General features: G+C 43.2%; 4 protein-coding genes, 2 tRNA genes and 2 rRNA genes (1 of these 8 running past the window's edge). 1 reads left to right on the top strand and 7 read right to left on the bottom strand.

The window, feature by feature from the left end; genetic code table 11:
* The 4 genes from OC530_RS09495 to OC530_RS09480 all read right to left on the bottom strand — a co-directional run.
* Positions 1-16 (bottom strand): 23S ribosomal RNA (locus tag OC530_RS09495) (it extends 2,886 nt beyond the left edge of the window).
* Positions 17-140: 124 nt separating this feature from the next.
* Positions 141-213, bottom strand: a tRNA-Ala gene (locus OC530_RS09490).
* A gap of 51 nt (positions 214-264) precedes the next feature.
* Positions 265-1,810: ribosomal RNA gene (locus OC530_RS09485) — 16S ribosomal RNA — on the bottom strand.
* Together the 16S and 23S rRNA genes with 2 tRNA genes alongside form the textbook arrangement of a ribosomal RNA operon.
* 243 nt (positions 1,811-2,053) lie before the next feature.
* A tRNA-Glu gene (locus tag OC530_RS09480) sits at positions 2,054-2,125 on the bottom strand.
* A gap of 211 nt (positions 2,126-2,336) precedes the next feature.
* Here OC530_RS09480 and OC530_RS09475 point away from each other — a divergent pair.
* Positions 2,337-3,503, top strand: a complete 1,167-nt coding sequence (locus tag OC530_RS09475; RefSeq protein WP_262081156.1) for an IS30 family transposase — start codon at positions 2,337-2,339, stop codon at positions 3,501-3,503.
* A gap of 321 nt (positions 3,504-3,824) precedes the next feature.
* Here the strand turns inward: OC530_RS09475 and OC530_RS09470 are convergent, their stop codons facing one another.
* The 3 genes from OC530_RS09470 to OC530_RS09460 all read right to left on the bottom strand — a co-directional run bounded on the left by OC530_RS09470 (position 3,825) and on the right by OC530_RS09460 (position 7,210).
* Positions 3,825-4,259 carry a cytidine deaminase gene (locus OC530_RS09470; protein ID WP_164226827.1) on the bottom strand — a complete coding sequence of 145 codons (435 nt, stop codon included), beginning with the start codon at positions 4,257-4,259 and terminating at the stop codon, positions 3,825-3,827.
* Positions 4,260-4,272: 13 nt separating this feature from the next.
* Entirely contained in the window at positions 4,273-5,733 is a 1,461-nt protein-coding gene (gltX, locus tag OC530_RS09465; RefSeq protein ID WP_112445482.1) for a glutamate--tRNA ligase, read from the bottom strand.
* Between the two features lie 127 nt (positions 5,734-5,860).
* The gene (locus OC530_RS09460) at positions 5,861-7,210 is read right to left on the bottom strand and encodes a glucose-6-phosphate isomerase (protein ID WP_000018268.1); all 1,350 of its coding nucleotides are present in this window, start codon (positions 7,208-7,210) and stop codon (positions 5,861-5,863) included.
* Positions 7,211-7,251 lie beyond the last annotated feature (41 nt).

Below are 7,251 nucleotides of genomic sequence, written 5' to 3'. Positions count from 1 at the left end.
CCTTATTAACTTAACCTTATTTTCTGACCTTTCAGTCATAAACTCTTATTAATACTACAGCGTTTTCGGTTTATTTTCTTGTTACTATTTGATATAGATATTCAATTTTCAATGTGCATTACTTGGTGATCTCTCACCAATGGAGCCTAGCGGGATCGAACCGCTGACCTCCTGCGTGCAAAGCAGGCGCTCTCCCAGCTGAGCTAAGGCCCCACAAGACCTCTCAAGACTAAACAAGACCAATGCGCAGTTCCTTATCCTTAGAAAGGAGGTGATCCAGCCGCACCTTCCGATACGGCTACCTTGTTACGACTTCACCCCAATCATCTATCCCACCTTAGGCGGCTGGCTCCTTACGGTTACCTCACCGACTTCGGGTGTTACAAACTCTCGTGGTGTGACGGGCGGTGTGTACAAGGCCCGGGAACGTATTCACCGCGGCGTGCTGATCCGCGATTACTAGCGATTCCGACTTCATGTAGGCGAGTTGCAGCCTACAATCCGAACTGAGACTGGCTTTAAGAGATTAGCTTGCCGTCACCGGCTTGCGACTCGTTGTACCAGCCATTGTAGCACGTGTGTAGCCCAGGTCATAAGGGGCATGATGATTTGACGTCATCCCCACCTTCCTCCGGTTTATTACCGGCAGTCTCGCTAGAGTGCCCAACTGAATGATGGCAACTAACAATAGGGGTTGCGCTCGTTGCGGGACTTAACCCAACATCTCACGACACGAGCTGACGACAACCATGCACCACCTGTCGCCTCTGTCCCGAAGGAAAGCTCTATCTCTAGAGCGGTCAGAGGGATGTCAAGACCTGGTAAGGTTCTTCGCGTTGCTTCGAATTAAACCACATGCTCCACCGCTTGTGCGGGCCCCCGTCAATTCCTTTGAGTTTCAACCTTGCGGTCGTACTCCCCAGGCGGAGTGCTTAATGCGTTAGCTACGGCACTAAACCCCGGAAAGGGTCTAACACCTAGCACTCATCGTTTACGGCGTGGACTACCAGGGTATCTAATCCTGTTTGCTCCCCACGCTTTCGAGCCTCAGCGTCAGTTACAAGCCAGAGAGCCGCTTTCGCCACCGGTGTTCCTCCATATATCTACGCATTTCACCGCTACACATGGAATTCCACTCTCCCCTCTTGCACTCAAGTTAAACAGTTTCCAAAGCGTACTATGGTTAAGCCACAGCCTTTAACTTCAGACTTATCTAACCGCCTGCGCTCGCTTTACGCCCAATAAATCCGGACAACGCTCGGGACCTACGTATTACCGCGGCTGCTGGCACGTAGTTAGCCGTCCCTTTCTGGTAAGATACCGTCACAGTGTGAACTTTCCACTCTCACACTCGTTCTTCTCTTACAACAGAGCTTTACGATCCGAAAACCTTCTTCACTCACGCGGCGTTGCTCGGTCAGACTTCCGTCCATTGCCGAAGATTCCCTACTGCTGCCTCCCGTAGGAGTCTGGGCCGTGTCTCAGTCCCAGTGTGGCCGATCACCCTCTCAGGTCGGCTATGTATCGTCGCCTTGGTGAGCCGTTACCCCACCAACTAGCTAATACAACGCAGGTCCATCTGGTAGTGATGCATTTGCACCTTTTAAGCAAATGTCATGCAACATCTACTCTTATGCGGTATTAGCTATCGTTTCCAATAGTTATCCCCCGCTACCAGGCAGGTTACCTACGCGTTACTCACCCGTTCGCAACTCATCCAGAGAAGCAAGCTCCTCCTTCAGCGTTCTACTTGCATGTATTAGGCACGCCGCCAGCGTTCGTCCTGAGCCAGGATCAAACTCTCATTAAAAGTTTGAGTTCTCACTCATTTCTGTCACTGACAGATTTATTGTTTTTTTCATTGTTCAGTACTACAACCAAGGTTGTAGTGCCCTGCACATTGGTTCGTCTTGTTCAGTTTTCAAAGGTCTTTGTCACTTACTTCTCTCAAGCGACAACTATATTAGTATATCACAGTCACTTTCGCTTGTCAACACTTTTTTGAAACTTTTTTAAAACTTTTTTCATCAAGTGTTACAACCGCAACATACCATAGTCCGTACGGGATTCGAACCCGTGTTACCGCCGTGAAAAGGCGGTGTCTTAACCCCTTGACCAACGGACCAGAGTTGTTATTTTCAACTCTTACTATTATACCGACTTTTCTAACTTTGTCAACACCTTTTTTAAACTTTTTTTACTTTTGGTAACTTCTCAAAGTAACTGTAACTTCTCAAAGTAACTTCCACTTGCCTGACCAAAGTGGAAATTAGTCTAAAACGGATTTTTATGGTGGAATTAAGTGTGAGACGTTTGAGTTAGAAACGAGGTCTACTATGACAAAACATAAACACCTTACCCTTTCAGACCGTAATGATACCCAACTAGGCTTAGAGCGCGGTGAAACCTTCAAAACTATCGGACAATCCATTCTAAAAGACCCAACTACTGTCTCCAAAGAGGTAAAACGAAACAGACAAGTCCGAGAGTCTACTTGTGATAACCTCCCTTGCCCTCTGCTCGACAAAGCTCCCTTTGTCTGTAACGGATGCCTTAAAAGAAGACAGAATTGTGGCTATAAGAAGATTTTATACCTCGCTAAGCAAGCTCAAAAACAATACGAACAAACTCTTATCGAAGCTCGTGAAGGAACTCCCCTCAATTCCAAGACCTTCTGGGAAATGGACAAAGTCATTTCTGATGGTGTTAAAAAGGGACAACACATCTATCATATCCTCAAAACTCATAACCTTGATGTCAGCTCCTCAACCGTCTATCGACACATCCGAAAAGGGTACCTATCTATCGCTCCTATTGACCTAACCAGAGCCGTTAAATTTAAAGAACGAAGAAAAAGTAAGCTACCTCCCATCCCTAAAGAAGCTAAAAAAGGCCGTTCCTATGAGGATTTCCTAAATTATTTAACCCTTAATCAACTAGACTCTTGGCTAGAAATGGATACCGTTATGGGCAGAATGGGAGGTAAAGTCCTACTCACCTTCAATCTATCTTTCTGTAACTTTATCTTCGCTAGACTGCTGGATAATAAAACTGCCCTTGAGGTTACCAAACACCTCTATGACATCAAGAACACTCTTCACCAAGCTGACAAAGATTTCTTCCAACTCTTTCCTGTCATTCTTACCGATAATGGAGGAGAGTTTGCCAGGGTCGATGATATCGAAATGGATGTGCGAGGAGAGAGTAAACTCTTCTTTTGTAACCCTAATCGCTCTGACCAGAAAGGGAGAATTGAGAAAAATCACACGCTGATTCGCGACATTCTACCTAAAGGAACTTCTTTTGACAATTTAACTCAAGAGGACATCAATCTCGTCTGCTCTCATGTCAACAGCGTCAAACGTGCTGCTTTGAATGGAAAGTCAGCTTATGAACTCTTTGCCTTTACTTATGGAGAAGAAATTCCTAAGCTTCTCGGCATTTCTAAAATACCTGCAGAAGACGTCTGTCAGTCTTCTAAATTACTCCAACATAAGTTCTAAAAACTAACCTAAAACCCTATTCAAACGTCTCACACTAACTTCCACCATAGCGGAACTTAATCTGAAACGCTTTCAGATAAGAGGATTTTGTGCGCTCTTTTTTTCGATTCATTTTGGCTACAAAAGCAATAAAATCAAGCATGAGTAAAACCAGTGGAACTTACCCTGACATGGATTTCCACTGGTTTTTACAATTTTTATCAGATTAACTTCCACTTCTACTAGCGGTGGAACTTAGTTTGGGAATTTACCATTTTTTTAATTTTTTCAAGTACAGTTTTTCAAATTATAGTAAAAAGAGCCAGAATTGTACTGACTCTTCTATTGTTCATTAAACTTAGAAGCACGTTCTTCTCCCCACCAATAGGGCATTAGTTCTGCGACTTTCACTATCTTTCTTCTATCGTAGTCCATCATGAATTCTGCATCTTTATTTTCAGCGTTCAACTCTAAAAGGAATTCTCTGCACGCTCCACAAGGCATTGCTGAACTTCCACCATAAGGTGGTTTGTCTCGAAAGGCTAATACTTTTTTAACCTTAGTTTGTCCTGAAAATTGGTACATATTGAAGAGAGCTGCCCGCTCTGCGCAGAGATGGAAAACACCACAGGTTCCCTCCATACAGAATCCTGTAAATATTTGTCCATCTTCTGCTTCTACTGCAGCTACAACATGATTGGCATAAACAAAGTCTGATACTTCATGTGGATTGTATAGCTTCTGTGCTTCTTCGTACATCTTTTCCCAGATGTCCATTATTGTACCTTTCTTACTTAGAGATTTCTTTTAGCATGTTTTCGATATGCTGGATTGATTTTTCACGACCTAACAAGAAGATAGTATCTGGCAATTCTGGTCCATGCATTTCACCTGAAACAGCGATACGAATAGGCATGAAAAGATTTTTCCCTTTAATACCTGTTTCTTTTTGGACTGCTTTAATTTGTGGGAAGATATTCTCTGCCACAAATTCATCATCTGTCATCGCTTCAAGTTTTGCTTTGAAGGCTTCAAGAACTGTTGGGACTGTTTCACCCGCCATGACTCCGCGCTCTGCTTCGGTCAATTCTGGGAAATCTGAGAAGAAGAGATCTGTCAATGGGATAATCTCATCTACTGATTTCATTTGTGGTTTATAGAGCTCAACTAATTTTTCAGCTTTGTCAGTCAATCGACCTGCTTCCTCTAAGAATGGTTTTGCCATTTCAAAGATAGTTTCTAGGTCTGCCTTCTTGATATAATCATTGCTCATCCAGTCGAGTTTCTTCTGATCAAAGGCTGCTGGAGACTTGCTCAGGCGGTTTTCATCGAAAAGTTTAATCAATTCTTCACGAGAGAAGATTTCATCTTCGCCACCTGGGTTCCAACCAAGAAGAGCAATAAAGTTAAAGACTGCTTCTGGTAAATAGCCTTTTTTACGGTAGTCTTCAATAAACTGAAGGGTGTTGGTGTCACGTTTAGACAATTTTTTCCCAGTTTCAGAGTTGATAATCAAAGTCATGTGACCAAACTCTGGAGCTTCCCAACCAAGTGCTTCATAAACCATGAGCTGTTTTGGTGTATTAGCAATGTGGTCATCTCCACGGATTACGTGAGAAATTTGCATATCATGGTCATCGATGACAACGGCAAAGTTGTATGTTGGGTAACCGTCTTTCTTTTGGATAACCCAGTCACCACCGATATTGCCACCTTCAAATTCGATATCACCTTTGACCATATCATGCCACTTGTAGATACCTGACTCATTGACAGCCAAGCGAACTGTTGGGATGATTCCTGCTGCTTCACGTTCTGCGATGTAAGCTGCTTTTTCTTCTTCACTCATACCCAGGTATTCATTGATGTAGCGTGGTGTTTCGCCAGCTGCTTCTTGGCGTTCGCGTTCAGCTGCCAACTCTTCTTCTGTAACGTAAGATTTGTAGGCTTTTCCTTCAGCTAATAGTTGGTCGATGTATTTTTGATACAAGTCCAAACGCTCAGACTGGCGGTAATTTTCATGTGTTTCTGGGCTTTCATCCCAATCCATGCCTAACCAACGAAGGTTTTCAAGCTGTGAACGTTCACCATCTTCGACATGTCGTTTACGGTCAGTATCTTCGATACGAATGATAAAAGTCCCACCGTGATGACGGGCATAAAGGTAATTGAACAATGCTGTACGGGCATTCCCGATGTGTAGTAGTCCTGTTGGACTTGGTGCGTAACGTACGCGGATATCTTTTGACATAGTTTCTCCTATAAAGTCTCTAGGCGTCTGCCTTTTTGCTCTCTATATTATATCACAAGTCTTGGCTGAGTCCAATTTCTATGGATAAAGAGAGTAAAAAGAGTGGACAAACCACTCTTTTCTTCTATTATAGACGTGCGTTAAGTTCTTTGCTCAATTCTTCAAATCCTGGTTTTCCAAGAAGGGCAAACATGTTACGTTTGTAAGCTTCAACACCTGGTTGGTCAAATGGGTTGATAGCATTCAAGTAACCTGAAAGAGCGATAGCCAATTCGAAGAAGTAGATAGTGTAACCAAGAGTGAAAGCATCTTGCTCTGGAAGAGTCACGTACATGTTTGGTACATCACCGTCTGTGTGGGCAAGAAGAACACCATCAGTCGCTTTTTTGTTTACAAAGTCAACGTCTTTTCCTTGAAGGTAACCAAGTCCATCAAGGTCTTCTTCCAAACTAGGAATAATCACGTTTTTACGAGGTTTGTCAACACGAACAACTGTTTCAAACATGATACGAGTTCCTTCTTGGATAAATTGACCAAGTGAGTGCAAGTCAGTTGAGAAGTTGGCTGAAGTTGGGTAGATACCTTTTTGGTCTTTTCCTTCTGATTCACCAGCCAATTGTTTCCACCACTCTGAAAAGTATTGAAGCGATGGCTCGTAGTTTACCAAAATCTCAGTTGCATAGCCTTTACGGTAAAGGATGTTACGAACTGCTGCGTATTGGTAAGCTTCGTTTTCAGAGATTTTGTCTGAAGTGTAGTCTTTGCGAGCTGCGTTCGCACCTTCCATAAGGGCTTTAATGTCAGCTCCTGATGCAGCGATTGGAAGTAAACCAACGGCTGTCAATACTGAGAAGCGTCCACCGATGTCGTCTGGAACAACAAATGTTTCCCAACCGTTAGCATCTGCTTCAACCTTAACAGCACCTTTTTGGCGGTCAGTTGTTGCATAGATACGTTTGTTGGCTTCTTCTTGGCCGTATTTCTTAACCAAGAGTTCTTTGAAGACGCGGAAAGCGATAGCTGGTTCAGTTGTTGTACCTGATTTAGAAATCACGTTTACTGAGAAATCTTTATCAGCTACGTACTCTACCAAGTCAGCAAGGTAAGTAGATGAGATTGAGTTTCCTGCGTAAAGGATTTGTGGAGCCTTGCGTTCTTCTTTTGTTTGCAAGTTTGCAAAGTGGTGGTTCAAGAAGTCGATTGCTGCTTTGGCACCAAGGTAAGATCCACCGATACCGATCACAACTAAAACATCGCTGTCTGATTTGATTTGCTCAGCAGCTTTCAAGATGCGGTCAAATTCTTCGCGGTCGTAGTTTTCAGGAAGGTCCAACCATCCCAAGAAGTCGCTACCAGCACCAGTTCCTTTACGGATCAATTCATCTGCTGCTGTTACTTGTGATTGCATGTATTCCACTTCATGTGGTGCAACAAATTTGTCTAAAACTTTTGAATAATCAAATTTAATATGTGACATGTTATTCCTCCAATATTTCTTCTTTTCTATCATAACGCTTA

The sequence above is a fragment of the Streptococcus sp. Marseille-Q5619 genome, from assembly GCF_946901205.1.
Classification (GTDB): domain Bacteria; phylum Bacillota; class Bacilli; order Lactobacillales; family Streptococcaceae; genus Streptococcus.
This window is presented reverse-complemented; position numbering and strand designations above follow the sequence as displayed.